The sequence below is a fragment of the Chitinophaga horti genome (genome assembly GCF_022867795.2).
Lineage (GTDB): Bacteria > Bacteroidota > Bacteroidia > Chitinophagales > Chitinophagaceae > Chitinophaga > Chitinophaga horti.
The window spans coordinates 2,153,553-2,171,010 of the sequence record NZ_CP107006.1 but is presented as its reverse complement, the minus strand read 5'-3'; the positions used below and the strand labels follow the sequence as shown (position 1 = coordinate 2,171,010).

Below are 17,458 nucleotides of genomic sequence, written 5' to 3'. Positions count from 1 at the left end.
AGCTTTCAAGTGAAAACGATATGTTTGAGCGTGTTAGATCGGGGAGAGTGGCTTACCTTTGAGTGAAATTGTTAACCTCATGAAGCCGAGTAAGATCTACTATTGTACGGCCTGTATCCGCTACGGGCAGCGTGTATTTGTATCAGACAAATGTAAGGATGTGATCATCAGGTATCTGCAGTTATTGCATGATAAAAAGTGTGCGCGTATTTATGGATACGTGATCATGCCCGACCATATTCATGTTTTGATGGAAGTATTGAGGCGTAATGACTCCGAGCAACCGTTCGATAGACTATTGCGCGAAAGCGCCAACAGGCTGCAGGTATTGTTATATGACGAGCAGCCGATGATGTTGTATCATATATCGCCCGAAATGAGTGGCGATGTTGGCAGCATCTGGCAATTGCCCGCTATAACGCGGCAAGTGCAAAATAGTGGTGAGGTGATGCAGCTGCTCCACAATATGCATCAAAATCCCCTCCGTCATCACTGGCGGCTATGCCGCACGGCTGCCGATTATGGGTATTCGTCCAGCCTTTTCTACGAGCGCGGGCGCGATGAGTTCGATATGCTGAGCAATTACCGTGATTGGGTACGGGTATAAAAAAGCGAGGCCGCTTGTGGCGACCTCGCTGTGAAAGAACCGTATTTAGTTTGTTTTGTTTACCAGGCTAGCGAATCACGGTTACTTCGCCTTTCAGTATGAACACTGGTCCATTCTGAACCTTTTTATAACTCATCCACCACACGAAAGTGGAATTGTCAACAGGTTGACCTTTTTGTGTACCATCCCATCCTTTGTGGAGGTCTTTCGAGATGAAGACCATTTCGCCCCAACGGTTGAAGATGCGTAACTCGTAGTCGTACATCGGACCTCTCACTACAGGGCGGAAGATGTCGTTTCGTCCGTCACCGTTTGGAGAGAAGGCGTTTGGTATATCTGGTTTGCTTTCGCACTCCATGAAGTCTACCACGATCTCGTCCGTTGTGCTGCCGCAATCATTGTATGCGGTTACGGTGTACGTGCCTGGCTCAGTTACATTGAGTGTCGGACCGGTTGTGCCGTTGCTCCAGCGGATGTGTGTTGCATCTTCGAGCAGTCTTGGCCTGATGGTGTAAGTGAGTCCGCGACAAATCATGGTATCATTGCCAAGGCTTACTTTCGGCGCACCGGCGATCCTTACTTTCAGGCTGTCGGATTTCACATCGTAGCAGTACCTGTCCATGATGCTCAGAACGTAAGTGCCAGCGCGGTCGATCGATTTGATTGGGTTGCGATCGCCATCGTTCCAGAGGTAAGAAGCGGCATCGTCCATTCTTGCGTCGATCGTGAAGCGACCGTCTGGGCACATGATACGGTCCGGACCGAGGTCGAACTTAATCGGTGCTCTCATTCTGACAGTTACGGTGTCTCTTACCACACAACGGTCTCTCGTAACGGACACCCAATAGTTGCCGGCTTTGTTCACCACGATCGAGCTGCCTGTTTCGCCGGTTATCCACTGGATGCGGCTTGCATTCGCGGTAACTGACAGTACAACGGACTGGCCCTGACAGATCGTAGTGTCTGAGCGGAGGGTAATGTCTGGCGGAGGATTCACCGTTACATTCACCGTATCGATGGTGATACAACCGTTTTTCATCACTCGTACCCAGAAGCGTTCCTGTGTACTTACGTTGATCGACGGTGTGGTCGCGCCAGTACTCCACAGGTAAGTTGCTCCGGCTACTGTTGCGTTCAGCCTTACTGACTGGCCACGACAGATAGTGGTATCTGGCAGGTCTACCAGCGGCATTGGTATCATGGCTACTCTTACAATATCCCTGGTTACGCAGATGCCGTTCGACACTTGTACCCAGTAAGTACCCGCTTGTGATACCCTGATACGTTGTGTTGTTGCACCGGTGCTCCATACGATAGCGTTGTTGTAGTTAGCAGCGCCTGCATCGAGTACCAGGCCGTCGCCACCACAGATGCTGGTGTCTCTGCCGAGGTTTACAACCGGTGTCTGTATGTAATTCAGCTGGTAAGTCACCGTATCTGATGCACAACCTGTGCGACCGTCTCTCACGATGAACGATGCTGAAGTAGCGCCATTCAGGTTAAAGCGGTTGCTGGTCTGCGACAGCGGCGTTCTTACCGCGTTGGATGGTGTTACACCAACCAGGATATAAGTCGGATTCGTTACCGGGCTTACTGTTTCGATCGTGAAGAACGGATCCGTCGAGCAATTACGCGGCAGTTCCGGTTTCAGTACAGGTTTCGGACAAGGCAGTACGGTGATGATCTGTACTCTTTCTTCGGCCCTGTTTCCGCAGGCATCTACAACATTCCACCTTCTGGTGATGGTGTAACCGTTACAGTTGTCTGCTACGAACGGATCAGTAGTCATTACTGCATTTTTCGGGAAGCTGGCGTCACAGTTGTCTGTAGCTCGCAGCGTCACAGCTGCAGGTACCGGCTGCTGGCAAGACAGTGTCATGCTGGCCGGAGCCGCCGCAATCACTGGCCTTGTTGTATCCTGTACCGTAATCACCTGGCGAATGGTGCTCACGTTGCCACATTCGTCGGTTGCGGTCCAGGTGCGTACCAGGCGGTAGTTGCAGGAGTTCGGGATGTTTTCCCTTATCTGGGTCTGCGTCACTCTCACCCGGCTGTTTACGCTACAGTTGTCGGTAGCAGTTACAGTTGGTATTGAAGGCACTGCGTTACAGTTTACAGTAGTGTCTCGTGGTGCTACGATCGAGAATGTTGGTCTGGTCGTATCCTCTACAGTGATGATCTGTTGCATGATAGCGGTGTTGCCACATTCGTCTCTCGCAGTCCACTGACGGATCAACCTGTAATTATTGCTGCAGGTAGCGCTCAGGAACTGTTTGGTTTGGCTGGTAGTGATCGTTACGCCATTCGGATTACAGTTATCGCTAGCTGTTACTACAGGCCAGGTCGGCACTTCGTGACAGTTTACGGTTGTATCCCTCATGATCGGCGAAGTAAACACTGGCCTTGAGGTATCCTGTACAGTGATGATCTGGCGGGCTACTGTTACGTTGCCACACTGATCGAGGGCGGTCCAGGTGCGGATGAGGCGGTAGTTACCAGCACATCTTGTATTGCTGATCTCCTCACGCTGTTCGTCCTTCACAATGGTCACCCTGTTTGCAGGCGTACAGTTATCCGTCGCGGTCAGATCTGGCTGAGCAGGTACTTCGCCACAGTTTACGGTCACGTTGGCCGGGATAGGCATTGTGAACACTGGTTTAGTTGTATCCTGTACGGTTACGATCTGCAGGGCAGTTGTAAAGTTGCCACACTCGTCGGTCGCAGTCCAGGTACGTAATAACCGGTAGCTGCTCTCACATGCACCAACGTTGTCTACACGCTGCTGGTTCATCGTGATGGTAATGTTCGCGGCAGGACTACAGTTGTCGGTTGCAGTCAGCTGCGGCATGGCAGGGATCGTATGACAGTTCACCGTAGTGTCTCTTGGTATCGCCACCGCAAATGTCGGCCTGGTGATATCCTGAACAGTAAGTGTTTGTGATACTACTATGCTGTTGCCACAAGCATCGGTTGCCGTCCAGGTGCGTACTAATTGGTAGTTGTTTACACATGCACCCGGAATATCGATCCGTTGTTCAGCCTTGGTGATCGTTACACCGGTCGGGCTGCAAAGGTCGGTAGCGGTCAGGTCAGGTTGAGCAGGTACCGCATCACAAGCTACTGTAGCATCAGGAGGAGCAGGGGCGGAGAATACCGGCCTTGTCGTATCCTGTACAGTAATGGTCTGCATAGCAGTAGCTACGTTACCACATACATCGGTCGCTGTCCAGCGGCGGATCAACTGGTAGTTGTTCACACAGGCGCCGGGCTGGTCGATGCGTTGTTCGGTCATCGTTACGGTTACCTTATCAGGGCTGCAGTTGTCGGTTGCAGGCAACATCCGTTGGGCAGGTACTGCGTGACAATCTACAGTGGTATCAGCAGGAATTGCTACCGTAAATACCGGCCTGGTGGTATCGATCACGGTGATCGTCTGGGTAATGGTAGTAGTGTTGTTACATTCGTCGATCGCTGTCCAGGTGCGTACGATCAGGTAGTTGTTTTCACAACGGCCAGGGATCGGAGTGATGCGCTCATCTTTAACAATTGTCACGTTAGGTGAGCAGTTATCGGTAGCGGCGAGATCAGGCTGAACCGGTACGTTGTCGCAGCTCACAGTCGTGTTCGCAGGCGTTGGTGCGGTGAATACTGGTCTGATGGTATCCTGTACGGTGATGATCTGACGTACGGAATCCACATTGCCACATTCGTCGGTCGCCGTCCATACGCGGATGATGCGGTAGTTGCCGGCGCAGGCACCTGGGATGCTTTCGCGGTATTCTCTTGGTGTTACGATTACGTTCGCGCCTACGCTACAGTTGTCGGTGGCAGTCAACGTCGGTTGTGCAACTAACGTCGCGTGACAATCTACAGTTGTATCAGCAGGAACGGTGATGTTGAACGTCGGACGGGTAGTATCCTGTACAGTAATGATCTGGCGTACAGAGTCGATATTACCACATTCGTCACGGGCGATCCATACACGAATGATGCGATAGTTGTTTGCACAAGCACCCGGAATGTCTTCGCGACGTTCGCTTGGTGTTACGGTCACATTAGTACCGGTGCTACAATTATCGGTAGCATTCAGTGTCGGTTGTACCGGTAATGGCACGTGACAGTCTACAGTAGTATCAGCAGGTACAGTGCTGGTGAATGTCGGACGGGTAGTATCCTGTACAGTAATGATCTGGCGTACAGAGTCGACATTACCACATTCGTCAACTGCAGTCCATACACGGATGATGCGATAGTTGTTCGCACAAGCACCCGCGATGTCTTCGCGACGTTCGCTTGGTGTTACGGTCACATTAGTACCGGTGCTACAGTTGTCGGTAGCATTCAGTGTCGGTTGAACCGGCAATGGTATGTGACAATCTACCGTGGTATCAGCAGGTACGGTGCTGGTGAATGTCGGACGGGTAGTATCCTGTACGGTAATGACCTGGCGTACAGAGTCTATGTTACCACATTCGTCAACCGCAGTCCATACACGGATGATGCGGTAGTTGTTCGCACAAGCGCCAGCGATGTCTTCGCGACGCTGCGAAGGCGTAACCACTACGTTACCAGCGCTACAGTTATCAGTAGCATTCAGCATCGGCTGTACCGGCAATGGTATGTGACAGTCTACAGTAGTATCAGCAGGTACGGTGCTGGTGAAAGTCGGACGGGTAGTATCCTGTACGGTAATGATCTGACGTACAGAGTCGATATTACCACATTCGTCAATGGCGGTCCATACACGGATGATGCGGTAGTTATTTACGCACGCTCCAGCAATGTCTTCGCGACGTTGTGAAGGCGTAACCACTACGTTACCAGCGCTACAGTTGTCAGTAGCGTTCAGTGTCGGTTGTACCGGTAATGGTATGTGACAGTCTACAGTGGTATCTGCAGGTGTGGTGCTGGTGAAAGTCGGACGGGTAGTATCCTGTACAGTGATGATCTGGCGTACAGAGTCTACGTTACCACATTCGTCAACGGCAGTCCATACACGGATAATGCGGTAGTTGTTCGCACAAGCTCCGGCGATATCTTCGCGACGTTCGCTTGGCGTTACGGTCACATTAGTACCGGTGCTACAGTTATCGGTAGCATTCAGTGTCGGTTGTACCGGTAATGATACGTGACAGTCTACAGTGGTATCTGCAGGTGTGGTACTGGTGAACGTCGGACGGGTAGTATCCTGTACAGTAATGATCTGGCGTACAGAATCGATATTACCACATTCGTCAACGGCTGTCCATACACGGATGATGCGGTAGTTATTTACACACGCTCCAGCGATGTCTTCGCGACGTTCGCTTGGTGTTACGGTCACATTGGTACCGGTGCTACAGTTGTCGGTAGCGTTCAGTGTCGGCTGTACCGGCAATGGTACGTGACAGTCTACAGTGGTATCAGCAGGTACAGTGCTGGTGAATGTCGGACGGGTAGTATCCTGTACAGTAATGATCTGGCGTACAGAGTCGACATTACCACATTCATCACGAACAGTCCATACACGGATAATGCGGTAGTTGTTCGCACACGCGCCTGCGATGTCTTCGCGACGTTCGCTTGGCGTTACGGTCACATTCGTTCCGGTGCTACAATTGTCGGTAGCATTTAGTGTCGGTTGTACCGGCAATGGTATGTGACAATCTACAGTGGTATCTGCAGGTACGGTGCTGGTGAACGTCGGACGGGTAGTATCCTGTACAGTAATGATCTGGCGTACAGAGTCGATATTACCACATTCGTCAACCGCAGTCCATACACGGATGATGCGGTAGTTGTTCGCACAAGCGCCAGCGATGTCTTCGCGACGCTGCGAAGGCGTAACTACTACGTTACCAGCGCTACAGTTGTCAGTAGCATTCAGTGTCGGTTGTACCGGTAATGGCACGTGACAGTCTACAGTAGTATCTGCAGGTACGGTGCTGGTGAACGTCGGACGGGTAGTATCCTGTACGGTAATGATCTGACGTACAGAATCGATATTACCACATTCGTCAACGGCTGTCCATACACGGATGATGCGGTAGTTGTTCGCGCAGGCGCCAGCGATGTCTTCGCGACGTTCGCTTGGCGTTACCACCACGTTACCGGAACTACAGTTGTCGGTAGCATTCAATGTCGGCTGTACCGGCAATGGTATGTGGCAGTCTACCGTGGTATCAGCAGGTATGGTGCTGGTGAAAGTCGGACGAGTAGTATCCTGTACGGTAATGATCTGGCGTACAGAATCGATATTACCACATTCGTCAACGGCTGTCCATACACGGATGATGCGGTAGTTATTTACGCACGCTCCAGCGATGTCTTCGCGACGTTGTGAAGGCGTAACTACTACGTTACCAGCGCTACAGTTGTCAGTAGCGTTCAGTGTCGGTTGTACCGGTAATGGCACGTGACAGTCTACAGTAGTATCTGCAGGTACGGTGCTGGTGAACGTCGGACGGGTAGTATCCTGTACGGTAATGATCTGGCGTACAGAGTCTATGTTACCACATTCGTCAACGGCTGTCCATACACGGATGATGCGGTAGTTATTTACGCACGCGCCAGCGATGTCTTCGCGACGTTCGCTTGGCGTTACGGTCACATTAGTACCGGTGCTACAATTATCGGTAGCATTCAGTGTCGGTTGTACCGGTAATGGCACGTGACAGTCTACAGTGGTATCAGCAGGTATAGTGCTGGTGAACGTCGGACGGGTAGTATCCTGTACGGTAATGATCTGGCGTACAGAGTCGATATTACCACATTCGTCACGAACAGTCCATACACGGATAATGCGATAGTTGTTCGCACAAGCACCCGCGATGTCTTCGCGACGTTCGCTTGGCGTTACGGTCACATTAGTACCGGTGCTACAATTATCGGTAGCATTCAGTGTCGGCTGTACCGGCAATGGTACGTGACAGTCTACAGTGGTATCAGCAGGTACAGTGCTGGTGAATGTCGGACGGGTAGTATCCTGTACGGTAATGACCTGGCGTACAGAATCGATATTACCACATTCGTCACGAACAGTCCATACACGGATAATGCGGTAGTTGTTCGCACACGCGCCTGCAATGTCTTCGCGACGTTCACCTGGCGTTACGGTCACATTAGTACCGGTGCTACAATTGTCGGTAGCATTTAGCGTCGGTTGAACCGGCAATGGTATGTGACAGTCTACAGTAGTATCAGCAGGTACGGTGCTGGTGAACGTCGGACGGGTAGTATCCTGTACGGTAATGACCTGGCGTACAGAATCGATATTACCACATTCGTCAACGGCGGTCCATACACGGATGATGCGGTAGTTATTTACGCACGCGCCAGCGATGTCTTCGCGACGTTGTGAAGGCGTAACCACTACGTTGCCAGCGCTACAGTTATCGGTAGCGTTCAGCGTCGGCTGTACCGGCAATGGTATGTGACAATCTACAGTAGTATCAGCAGGTACGGTGCTGGTGAAAGTCGGACGGGTAGTATCCTGTACAGTGATGACCTGGCGTACAGAGTCGATATTACCACATTCGTCAACAGCTGTCCATACACGGATGATGCGGTAGTTATTTACGCACGCGCCAGCGATGTCTTCGCGATGTTGTGACGGCGTAACTACTACGTTACCAGCGCTACAGTTGTCAGTAGCGTTCAGTGTCGGTTGTACCGGTAATGGCACGTGACAGTCTACAGTAGTATCAGCAGGTACGGTGCTGGTGAACGTCGGACGGGTAGTATCCTGTACAGTGATGACCTGGCGTACAGAGTCGATATTACCACATTCGTCAACGGCTGTCCATACACGGATGATGCGGTAGTTGTTCACACAGGCACCGGTGATATCCTCACGGCGTTGCGAAGGCGTAACTACTACGTTACCTGCGCTACAGTTGTCAGTAGCAGTCAGCGTCGGTTGTACCGGCAATGGTACGTGACAGTCTACAGTGGTATCAGCAGGTACGGTGCTGGTGAAGGTCGGACGGGTAGTATCCTGTACGGTAATGATCTGGCGTACAGAATCGATATTACCACATTCATCAACCGCAGTCCATACACGGATAATGCGATAGTTGTTCGCACACGCGCCTGCAATGTCTTCGCGACGTTGTGAAGGCGTTACGGTCACATTGGTACCGGCGCTACAGTTGTCGGTAGCATTCAGTGTCGGTTGAACCGGCAATGGTACGTGACAGTCTACAGTGGTATCAGCAGGAATGGTGCTGGTGAACGTCGGACGGGTAGTATCCTGTACAGTAATGATCTGCCGTACAGAGTCGATATTACCACATTCGTCACGAACAGTCCATACACGGATAATGCGGTAGTTGTTCGCACACGCGCCTGCAATGTCTTCGCGACGTTCACCTGGCGTTACGGTCACATTAGTACCGGTGCTACAATTGTCGGTAGCATTTAGCGTCGGTTGAACCGGCAATGGTATGTGACAATCTACAGTAGTATCAGCAGGTACGGTGCTGGTGAACGTCGGACGGGTAGTATCCTGTACGGTAATGATCTGACGTACAGAATCGATATTACCACATTCGTCAACGGCGGTCCATACACGGATGATGCGGTAGTTATTTACGCACGCGCCAGCGATGTCTTCGCGACGTTGTGAAGGCGTAACCACTACGTTACCAGCGCTACAATTGTCAGTAGCGTTCAGTGTCGGTTGAACCGGCAATGGTATGTGACAGTCTACAGTGGTATCAGCAGGTACGGTGCTGGTGAAAGTCGGACGGGTAGTATCCTGTACGGTAATGATCTGGCGTACAGAGTCGATATTACCACATTCGTCAACGGCTGTCCAAACACGGATGATGCGGTAGTTGTTCGCACAAGCTCCAGCGATGTCTTCGCGACGTTCGCTTGGCGTTACGGTCACATTAGTACCAGTGCTACAATTGTCGGTAGCATTCAGTGTCGGTTGTACCGGTAATGATACGTGACAGTCTACAGTGGTATCTGCAGGTGTGGTACTGGTGAACGTCGGACGGGTAGTATCCTGTACAGTGATGACCTGGCGTACAGAGTCGATATTACCACATTCGTCAACAGCTGTCCAAACACGGATGATGCGGTAGTTATTTACGCACGCGCCAGCGATGTCTTCGCGACGTTGTGACGGCGTAACTACTACGTTACCAGCGCTACAGTTGTCGGTAGCATTCAGTGTCGGTTGTACCGGTAATGATACGTGACAGTCTACAGTGGTATCTGCAGGTGTGGTACTGGTGAACGTCGGACGGGTAGTATCCTGTACAGTGATGACCTGGCGTACAGAATCGATATTACCACATTCATCAACCGCAGTCCATACACGGATAATGCGATAGTTGTTCGCACACGCGCCTGCAATGTCTTCGCGACGTTGTGAAGGCGTTACGGTCACATTGGTACCGGTGCTACAGTTGTCGGTAGCATTCAGTGTCGGTTGAACCGGCAATGGTACGTGACAGTCTACAGTGGTATCAGCAGGTACAGTGCTGGTGAAGGTCGGACGAGTAGTATCCTGTACGGTAATGATCTGGCGTACAGAGTCGATATTACCACATTCGTCACGAACAGTCCATACACGGATAATGCGGTAGTTGTTCGCACAGGCACCAGCGATGTCTTCGCGACGCTGCGAAGGCGTAACCACTACGTTACCAGCGCTACAGTTATCAGTAGCATTCAGCGTCGGCTGTACCGGCAATGGTACGTTACAATCTATAGTAGTATCAGCAGGCACGATGCTGGTAAAGGTCGGACGGGTAGTATCCTGTACGGTAATGATCTGGCGTACAGAGTCGATATTACCACATTCGTCAACCGCAGTCCATACACGGATGATGCGGTAGTTGTTCGCACAAGCGCCAGCGATGTCTTCGCGACGCTGCGAAGGCGTAACCACTACGTTACCAGCGCTACAGTTATCAGTAGCATTCAGCGTCGGCTGTACCGGCAATGGTATGTGACAATCTACAGTGGTATCAGCAGGTACGATGCTGGTGAATGTCGGACGGGTAGTATCCTGAACGGTAATGATCTGACGTACAGAATCGATATTACCACATTCGTCAACCGCCGTCCATACACGGATGATGCGGTAGTTATTTACGCACGCGCCGGCGATGTCTTCGCGACGTTGTGACGGCGTAACCACTACGTTACCAGCGCTACAGTTATCGGTAGCGTTCAAAGTCGGTTGTACCGGCAATGGTATGTGACAATCTACAGTGGTATCAGCAGGTACGGTGCTGGTGAAAGTAGGACGGGTAGTATCCTGTACAGTGATGACCTGGCGTACAGAGTCGATATTACCACATTCGTCAACGGCTGTCCATACACGGATGATGCGGTAGTTATTTACGCACGCGCCCGCAATGTCTTCGCGACGTTGTGACGGCGTAACTACTACGTTACCAGCGCTACAGTTGTCAGTAGCGTTCAGTGTCGGTTGTACCGGTAATGGCACGTGACAGTCTACAGTAGTATCAGCAGGTACGGTGCTGGTGAAAGTCGGACGGGTAGTATCCTGTACGGTAATGATCTGGCGTACAGAGTCGATATTACCGCATTCGTCACGAGCAGTCCATACACGGATGATGCGGTAGTTGTTCACACAGGCACCTGCGATATCCTCGCGGCGTTGCGAAGGCGTAACTACTACGTTACCTGCGCTACAGTTGTCAGTAGCAGTCATTGTCGGCTGCACCGGCAATGGTACGTGACAGTCTACCGTGGTATCAGCAGGAATGGTGCTGGTGAAGGTCGGACGAGTAGTATCCTGTACGGTAATGATCTGGCGTACAGAGTCGATATTACCGCATTCGTCACGAACAGTCCATACACGGATAATGCGATAGTTGTTCGCACACGCGCCTGCAATGTCTTCGCGACGTTCGCTTGGTGTTACGGTCACATTAGTACCAGTGCTACAGTTGTCGGTAGCATTCAGTGTCGGCTGTACCGGCAATGGTATGTGACAATCTACAGTGGTATCAGCAGGTACGGTGCTGGTGAACGTCGGACGGGTAGTATCCTGTACGGTAATGATCTGGCGTACAGAGTCGATATTACCACATTCGTCAACCGCAGTCCATACACGGATGATGCGGTAGTTGTTCGCACAAGCGCCAGCGATGTCTTCGCGACGCTGCGAAGGCGTAACCACTACGTTACCAGCGCTACAGTTATCAGTAGCATTCAGCGTCGGCTGTACCGGCAATGGTATGTGACAATCTACAGTGGTATCAGCAGGTACGATGCTGGTGAATGTCGGACGGGTAGTATCCTGAACGGTAATGATCTGACGTACAGAATCGATATTACCACATTCGTCAACCGCCGTCCATACACGGATGATGCGGTAGTTATTTACGCACGCGCCGGCGATGTCTTCGCGACGTTGTGACGGCGTAACCACTACGTTACCAGCGCTACAGTTATCGGTAGCGTTCAAAGTCGGTTGTACCGGTAATGGCACGTGACAGTCTACAGTGGTATCAGCAGGTATAGTGCTGGTGAACGTCGGACGGGTAGTATCCTGTACAGTGATGACCTGGCGTACAGAGTCGATATTACCACATTCGTCAACGGCTGTCCATACACGGATGATGCGGTAGTTATTTACGCACGCGCCAGCGATGTCTTCGCGACGTTGTGACGGCGTAACTACTACGTTACCAGCGCTACAGTTGTCAGTAGCGTTCAGTGTCGGCTGTACCGGTAATGGCACATGACAGTCTACAGTAGTATCAGCAGGTACGGTGCTGGTGAAAGTCGGACGGGTAGTATCCTGTACGGTAATGATCTGGCGTACAGAGTCGATATTACCGCATTCGTCACGAGCAGTCCATACACGGATGATGCGGTAGTTGTTCACACAGGCACCTGCGATATCCTCGCGGCGTTGCGAAGGCGTAACTACTACGTTACCTGCGCTACAGTTGTCAGTAGCAGTCATTGTCGGCTGCACCGGCAATGGTACGTGACAGTCTACAGTGGTATCAGCAGGTACGGTGCTGGTGAAAGTAGGACGGGTAGTATCCTGTACGGTAATAATCTGGCGTACAGAGTCCACGTTACCACATTCGTCACGAGCAGTCCATACACGGATAATGCGGTAGTTGTTTACACAGGCACCGGCGATATCCTCGCGACGCTGTGTAGGTGTAACTACCACGTTGCCTGCGCTACAGTTGTCGGTAGCAGTCATTGTTGGTTGTACCGGCAATGGTGCATGACAGTTCACGATGGTATCAGCAGGTACAGTGCTGGTGAAAGTAGGACGGGTAGTATCCTGTACGGTAATGATCTGCCTAACAGAATCCACATTACCACACTCGTCTGTCGCCGTCCATACGCGGATCAAACGGTAGTTGTTTACACATGCTCCGGGAATATCCTCACGACGCTGTGTCGGAACAACGTTTACGTTATTCTGCGCGCTACAGTTATCAGTTGCCTGTAAGGTAGGCTGCGTCGGAATCGCATCACAATTCACCGTCACATTCAGCGGAGCCGCCGTAGTAAACACCGGCCTGACTGTATCAATCACGGTTAAACGCTGCACGAGCGAATCGCTGTTACCGCAAAGGTCACGCGCAATCCAGGTACGTACGAGTAAATAGTTATTAACACAGGTAGATCCGGGAGCCGGTTCAATACGCTCACGCATCGTCACGGTCACGCTGCCTGCGGGCGTACAGTTATCCTGCGCACCAATTGTCGGTTGAGCCGGGATCGCGCCACACTGAACTACGGTATCAGCAGGAGCGGTACCAGTGAAGGTCGGACGGGTAGTATCCTGTACAGTTAATACCTGTACAACGGAATCCCTGTTACCACAAAGGTCGGTGGCAATCCAGGTACGGATGATCTCATAATTTGCCGCACAAGTGGCGCCCGCGATCGTACGGGTACGTTCACGTTTGTCCACGGTCACGGTGCTACAATTATCAGTCGCGGTTAAGTCCGGCTGTGTAGGAATGGCATCACAATTCACGATTGCATTCGCCGGAGCAGGCGTTGAGAATACAGGTCGGGTCGTGTCCTGTACGTTCACGATTTGCGAGGTTTCAACAAACCTGCCACAAGAGTCGGTCGCTCTCCAGGTACGGGTGATCCTGGAACCACAACCCACGGTGGTCGTTACATCACTCTGGGTGATCGTAACCGGGATATTGTCAGGATGGGAGAACACCGGTGTACCAAAGTTGGTGGTGTAATCAGTTCCGTTCACACAATCCACGGTAACGGCTGCAGGTGTCGATACCAACACTGGTGCGTTCCTCGCAACCCTTACTGCTATCACGTTACTAACGCTCGGACAACCAGCAGCGATTGTACGCCTGAAATAGGTAGTATTAGCCAGGGCACCTGGTGTATAGGTAGCACCATTTGCACCAGAGATGGTAGTCCACGTTCCAGTTGCTGTTGGAGCCGAGGCCCACGAGTAAACGTTGCTGCCATTACCACCTGCAGGCAGGCCGTTAGGCATATCTATCATGGCAGCGGGAGAACCAAGACATATTGTCTGGTTAGGCCCGATCACGTTATTAGTGATAGGGGCCAGGTTTCTGAACACTACTGTATCTGGTAACGATACGCACACACCTCTTCTCACGCTCCAGATCAGCGTAGCGCTGGATCCGGCGGCAATGCCGGTTACCTGGGTGATGTTGGCGTTCGGGTTGGCGAATACAGCTGTACCACCTGGCACCTGTGACCAGATACCGCTGGTAGCGCCGCCTGTATAGGTGGCCGCTGTATTGAACGACACCACGTTACAAAGCGTCTGGTCGGGACCAGCGTTCGGCCGGGCAGGCATCGGATCTACGTTGATCGTCGTAGTAAGACAGGTAGTTGCGGGACAAGCAGTACCAGCTTCTGCTCTTACATAATAAGTAACGGTAGATGTTGGTGACACAGTAAGGGTATCGCCTGTATGCACAAGCGTACCGTTACAAGATGAGGTATACCAACGCCATACCGCACCCGGAGACTTATAACCATAAGCGATCAGGGTAGCGGATGAACCGTTACAGATAGTAGTAGAGGAGGGGCTGATCGAATCCAGCCTGGATGGCTTCACCAGTCGCAATGTAAAGTCGCGCGTAGAGGTACAGGCGGCGTTGGAGCCGGCTGCCTGCGTTACTGTCATGCTAAAGGTGTAGGTGCCGGAATCTACTGTGTTAGGGTACGACAGCAACAGCTGTGAGCTGGAGCTGGACAAGGTCTGGTTTACGATATCCGTAAAGCCAGGCATTGGGTTCGCACCGCTTGCTGTAATGGAATAACGGTTAGGGTTACCGGCGGTGCTGAACAACAACCGGAACAGGCCGGTGGTAGCACAGGTATCCCTCGCTTCCAATACAGTCAGGGTCGGCGCGGCCAGCAGGTTATGCTGTACGGTCGATGTTGAAGCCGGACATATATTAGAGGTATCCCTCAGCGACCAGGTGGTCGAGATAAGCGTCCTTGGCAGTGCACCGGAATAGGTCATCACTGCATTAGGATCATTCACGTTACTGAAGCTAACACCAGGTGTAGCAGAACTCCATGTACCATACTCATTCGGCAATGGCGCATTAGCAGCCATTGTAATGGAGTTTTGTCCGCAGACGGTTTGCGAAGGTCCTGCGTTGGCGGTTTGTGGCCGGGCCACGTTCCGGATCGTAATCTGGTCGTAAGATTCACAACCAGCAATAGCGGTATACGATACGGTCCATCTAACAGTGATCGTTTCGCCGACAGGCAGGCTACGTACCCGCGTGCTGTAAGCGTTCGGGCTTTCAATGTAAGCACCGTGTGCGGCACCGACGATTGTCCATGTACCGCGCTGGTTAGATGGCGGGTTAGATGTGGCCGCAATCGCCAGGTCGGTAACGTTACACAATGATTGTGAAGCGGTACTGATCCTTGCTGTCGGCGGGTTCAGCGCGCTGATCGTAATGTTGTCGGTGATCGTACAAGCGTTGTTTCTTACTAATGCCGTATAAGTATAGTTACCGGCAGGTGAAGGCGAAATCGTTAATGTTTGTCCGAGTGTGGTACTGATACCGGTGCCAGTCCATTGTGTATAGAAAATGGAGTTGGCGGCACCCATGTCGAGGGTAATAGAATTACCAACGCACACAGCCACGTCCGGGCCGAGGTTCAGACGAGGCATCGTATCCACCACAAGGGTAGAGGTATCGTACGCGGAACAGGTTTTACCATTACCGTAGTTCGCAACCGCTTCCACTATGTATTGAGATGTGGTGGTCGGCTGCGCATCAATCCGGTTATAGTTCGGCCCTCCCAGCGGAATCAGGTTAGGCCCTGTAAAATTATAAATGTCGTACGTCCCCGGGTTCACCGTTAGTGTGGCCCGTTGCCCCAAACATATAAATGGTGTACTAAAGGCGATGACGGGCTTCTCTAGTATCGTTAGTTCCACACTGTTACCGGGCGTATAACAGTTCGCTGCATTTTCGTTCCCCCGTTCATAGATCATGAGCCGGAAACGCTCAACGCCCACCGTAGTGAGCACGTTCGCAGCAATGTTCAATGTTTCTGTGTTGATACCGGTAAAACCAGCACCGGCAACAGGCTGCCAGGTAGCGGTACCTGCGTTATAACGTTGCCATTGGTACAGCGGGTCCTGGAAGTAGTTGATCGGATCTATTTCAGAGGTAAGCCTGATGGGCGCACCCTGACATATCGCATCTCTGTCTGTTTTTAAACCATCGATGTAAGAAAAGATTTTAGGCGCGCAATATTCGAAAGAGATATCGTCGATCGCGATGTCGTTACCACAACCACCAGGGAAGTTATTCTCGATCGTAAGGATCAGGTTTTCCTGGCCGGGAGCAAGACGGATACTACCACCAAACTGCATCCATCTCCTGGCTGCGTTGTTCTCGAAGTTGGCCGATACTGCGTACGTTGGAAAAGACGCGATCGGGTTAACGAGATCTGATGGTCTGTAAATTTTGAACGTTACACCTGTATATATATAATCGTTTCTACAGGTACCCTCCATAATGTTCCTGCCATCGAGGTTCTGGAACCAGGCGGTAAAGTTATATACCGCACCCGGACACAGCCCCGTGATTTCTCTACGGTAGAACGTGTTAGGCTGGTGGCTGGAGTTACAAATGAGCATACCACCCCTGGTATCGCCAGTGTGGTCTGTAGAGGCTACCCATTCCGGACGACCGCCGCCATTTGTTTCCCAGTAAATATTATAGTCATTGTCCGCGAGGGAAGAAGAGGTGTTACAGTTGTACTGGATAATCGGTGGACCTGAAGGCGGGTTAGGAATACAGCGACGGCCTTCATTAACGCCGAAAGTTCCAAACGTTTCCTTGAAGTTCGAGGAGGATTGGAAACTACCTTTACATTCCGTAATCTCACAATTTTGCAACCGGATGGTGACCGGGTCCGTATCTGTAAACGACGTCGTTCCTGAGTTGTTAAAGATCCTCACCTGTACGGTATAAGATGCAACATCCTCAAGGAAATCAAGCGTAACAGATTGTCCTCTACCACTGGAAATGTATCGTAACCCGTTCACACCAACGGTGGAACTGGGCGTAATGGTATACATTGGCCTGCCAAGGGGCGTAATACGCCATTCAACACGGTTGATCGTGTTGTTGTTAAAATAAAAGGCGTGCATGGAAACGAAGTTTCCTTTACACACGTCCCTCGGCGCGGTAAGCCTCGCGTTGTTCTGTGCCTTACCTATTACAAAGGTGCACGCAAGCAGGGTCAATAGGAGTAAAAATTTTCTCATATGCGCTAACAGTTAGGTGAATAGAATGATACCCTTTACGGCTAACCGCAAAGCGCCCATTGGCCACAGCCTTTGTATGCGTTGTGAGAAAATTC

General features: G+C 51.5%; 2 protein-coding genes. One reads left to right on the top strand and one right to left on the bottom strand.

The genetic code is table 11. From position 1 onward, the window contains the following. The first annotated feature begins 79 nt into the window (after window positions 1-79). Window positions 80-607 (top strand): transposase, encoded by a 528-nt coding sequence (locus MKQ68_RS08795; RefSeq protein WP_244837615.1) that lies wholly within the window; start codon window positions 80-82, stop codon window positions 605-607. Window positions 608-674: 67 nt separating this feature from the next. On the opposite strand, the gene MKQ68_RS08790 is transcribed toward MKQ68_RS08795, so the two are convergent. Then, complete coding sequence (locus MKQ68_RS08790) at window positions 675-17,363, bottom strand: T9SS type B sorting domain-containing protein (RefSeq protein WP_264282965.1); 16,689 nt, start codon at window positions 17,361-17,363, stop codon at window positions 675-677. Window positions 17,364-17,458: the final 95 nt, after the last annotated feature.

Coding starts and splice junctions, on each gene's coding strand:
- MKQ68_RS08795 (WP_244837615.1), top strand. CDS start 80: ATGAAGCCGAGTAAGATCTACTATTGTACGGCCTGTATCCGCTACGGG.
- MKQ68_RS08790 (WP_264282965.1), bottom strand. CDS start 17,363: ATGAGAAAATTTTTACTCCTATTGACCCTGCTTGCGTGCACCTTTGTA.